The following is a 3,114-nucleotide window of genomic DNA, read 5'->3' as shown; positions in this document are numbered from 1 at the left end:
ATCGAATACGACCATCTCTGGATGGGGCGTGACAACGCCGGCTTCGCAGGCGTGGTTACTCCTGGAGGGTTTGTCCTCACCGGCGGTGGGATCAGCCAGGATGTGGACATGCTCACGCTTCGGTTGAATTACCGTTTCGGTGGATACGGCGCCCCGGTCGCGGCCAGATACTGATCGCCCCCACCTTGGCAAACCAAAGCCCCGGCATGCCGGGGCTTTTTTGTTGTGTCTGAGTTGGGCGCGGCGGTGGACTCAAAAGCGGGACCGGCGTCCGGTTTGCCTCTGACAGCCGACGTGACAGGTGTTCAACCGCTCTTCGGCTTAGGGCCAAAAAGCCACTTGTTCTGCTCGGAAGAGATGATAGCCCCCGACGTGAGTCATTCCGGCAGTCCCGCCTTGCGGATGCCCTCGATCGTCAAACGGTTATGCCGGTGCCACTGGGCGCCACGTTTCAAGCATTCCGAAACTCGAAAATTCGGTTCGATCGCCAATAGGTGGGCAACCGCCTGCTTCACTTCGGCCTCACATTCCAGATGAGCCAAGGCCGATGCAAGGCAGCGATAGGTCGTCGCATAGGTCTGGTTTTGACGAGCGGCTTTCCTCGCAACAGCGACCGCATCGTCGAAGCGCCGAAGCTCGATCAACGCAATTCCCATGGGCGCAAGCGCCAGGAAAAGCATAGGGTCGAGCGGATTCAAGCGAACCGTCTTTTCAAAACTTCGAACGGCCTCCGCGGCCTTTCCCCCAAACAGGTAGGCATACCCTCGCATGTTCCATGCAAGAGCCGAATTCGGATTGAGAACGACCGCACGGTCCACCATTTCCGCCGCAGTGGGAAAGTCCTCTGTCAGATAAGAGGTCACAAAACCGACGCTGGCCAGGAAGTCGGGATCATGTTCGTCGATACTGAGCGCCAACGAAAAAAGCCGTGTCGTTTCCGCCATCTCGCGGTTCAAGTCATTGGCCCAACCCTGCGCTATTCTGAGCGCGTGGCAGCTACCCGCCAGATGGGCGGCAAACCCATAGTTGGGGTCGATCTCCAATGCGCGTTCGCTCAGCCGGAGCGCTTCGGCGAGCCCTTCATGGGTCATTGAGTGGAAATGTGGCTGCGCGCGGAGGCAGAGGTCGTACGCACTGAGGTTGGCTGGTCGACGCCGCGACGCTAGCTCGATCTCGGCCTTCTGTACGGTCGGCTCAATAGCGGAGACTACGCCTTCGGTGATCATGTCCTGCAGAGCGAAGACGTTGTCTAGTCTACCCTCGAAACGATCCGCCCAGAGGTGTGCACCCGTCGTCGCATCGATCAACTGGCCTGTGATGCGAAGCGTCCCCGCCCCCTTGCGCACACTACCCTCGACGACGTAACGGACCCCAAGTTCACGCCCCACCTGTTTGATATCGACAGCTTTGCCCTTGTAGGTGAAACTCGAGTTGCGGGCGATCACGAAAAGCGACTTGAAGCGGGAGAGTGCGGTAATGATCTCCTCGACTATGCCATCGGCAAAATATTCCTGTTCTGGATCTCCAGACATATTCTGGAACGGCAACACAGCGATCGAGGGTTTATCGGGCAGGTCAGGCCTTAGCGGGGTCTCAGCGTGCTTGGATATCGACGAAAGCTTGTCGTCGATCAGGAGCCGCCAAGTGAGCATCGGCTCGGCAATGTTCTTCAGCGACTGCAGACCCATTTCGTCGAACGCCAGCCCGGCTTTGCCGCGAATTTGGCGTTGCGCGTCATCTGAAACGCATGCCCCCCGGTTCGGCAATCCCTTCGAGACGGGCCGCGATATTGACGCCGTCGCCGAAAATGTCGTTCTCGTCGATGATGATGTCGCCAACGTGAATGCCGATACGAAATTCGATCCGCTTGTGTTGCGGCACACTGATGTTTTGCGCCGCCATGGCTCGCTGAATTTCAGCGGTCCCCCTCGCGGCGTCAACCACGCTTGCGAATTCGACCAACATGCCATCGCCCGTGGTTTTTACCATCCGTCCGCGATGGGCGGTGATAGTTGGATCAATAAGGTTCTTCCTGAGCGATTTAATCTGGGTCAGCGTGCCTTCCTCATCTGAACCCATCAAGCGACTGTACCCGGCGACGTCCGCCGCCAGAATAGCCGCAAGTCGACGCTGCAGGTGCTCCTTTGTCACGTAGGAACCTCAGACGAGTTCAGCTCCGCAGATCAAAGCATGCCGCACCTTCTTCGGCTAGGCTCAACGTCCGAACTGGGTCAAAAGCTGCGGCAGACGCCAAGTTAGATCGGCGTCCGGTTTGCCCTACGGCCGACATGACGCGCGCTCATGGAGCTCCAGCTATCAGCTCTATTTGGCAGGCCGTTGACATCTGCAACCGCGGCCGCGCCCCGCGGCCCGAACGAAGAAACCCGCTTAGGATGGTCGCGGCATGTCGCGTTAGCAAACCCTTAATTTTCGAACATTCCTCGAGAGGAGGAAGTCATCATGCATTTTTGTATGACAGGGCAATACACACCAAAATCTCTCAACAGCATCATGGAAAATCCCAAGACCAATCGGTACGAAGCGGCCAAGAACCTCATCGAAGCCGCCGGAGCCGATCCATGACCGCTTGTGACCCTGGCTGGTGAAAACACCGCGCCCGGGATACGCCAGTGGCCATCTCATGACAGTGTCTCATCTGTCGTCGCGCTGTTGAAGTTTGCATCCGCGCCAAACCGGTGCTTTTGGCCCGTTGCAGACCTCCACCATTGCATCAGAGCCAAGCTTCAGTCTCCTTCGATCCAAATTCCTGTCCGGCGAACTGGCTCAGCTAGCTCAGATCGGCTCAGGAACGCTCGTTGCCGACTTTTGCGCCGGTCTTGGCGGTAACGTGCGTATCGAAACGCAGTCCGTTTTTTCGTGCCTCCGCCTGAATGACGTCAGTCCGGACACGGCGCATTTTTTCGTACTGCGGCAAGATGGCCGGCACCTCGACCGGATCTCGTCCCGGCGGCTGCCAATGCGGTCGAGCAAGCCGCTAAATCCCTCCGGGATCTTCGCATTGCAGAGGTGGTCAAGCTCGATATGCAACTGGACGACAAGGGAAAAGTCGAGGCCTATCGCACCAAGCTCAACGTCTCGTTCAAGTTCGAAGGC

General features: G+C 57.9%; 3 protein-coding genes and 1 pseudogene. 2 read left to right on the top strand and 2 right to left on the bottom strand.

The genetic code is table 11. The features are described 5' to 3' along the window. Positions 1-377: 377 nt before the first annotated feature. Positions 378-1,766, bottom strand: coding sequence for a tetratricopeptide repeat protein (locus ABIB66_RS43360; protein ID WP_354212161.1), 1,389 nt, complete (start codon positions 1,764-1,766; stop codon positions 378-380). Next, positions 1,735-2,151, bottom strand: coding sequence for an adenylate/guanylate cyclase domain-containing protein (locus ABIB66_RS43355; RefSeq protein ID WP_354212160.1), 417 nt, complete (start codon positions 2,149-2,151; stop codon positions 1,735-1,737). The genes ABIB66_RS43360 and ABIB66_RS43355 overlap by 32 nt, the downstream gene beginning before the upstream one ends. Before the next feature lie 309 nt (positions 2,152-2,460). On the opposite strand from ABIB66_RS43355, the gene ABIB66_RS43350 reads away from it, so the two are divergent. Together ABIB66_RS43350 and ABIB66_RS43345 are read left to right on the top strand one after the other, a co-directional pair. Next, complete coding sequence (locus ABIB66_RS43350) at positions 2,461-2,583, top strand: hypothetical protein (protein ID WP_275169710.1); 123 nt, start codon at positions 2,461-2,463, stop codon at positions 2,581-2,583. A gap of 396 nt (positions 2,584-2,979) precedes the next feature. Beyond that, positions 2,980-3,114: pseudogene (locus tag ABIB66_RS43345) on the top strand (dodecin family protein); the annotation flags it as partial.

The sequence above is a fragment of the Bradyrhizobium sp. F1.13.3 genome, from assembly GCF_040548265.1.
Classification (GTDB): Bacteria; Pseudomonadota; Alphaproteobacteria; order Rhizobiales; family Xanthobacteraceae; genus Bradyrhizobium.
The sequence above is the reverse complement of the archived record's forward strand: the minus strand, read 5'-3'. Positions and strand labels throughout refer to the sequence as shown.

Excerpts from the sequence above, each read along its gene's own strand:
- ABIB66_RS43350 (WP_275169710.1), top strand. The coding sequence starts at position 2,461 with ATGCATTTTTGTATGACAGGGCAATACACACCAAAATCTCTCAACAGC.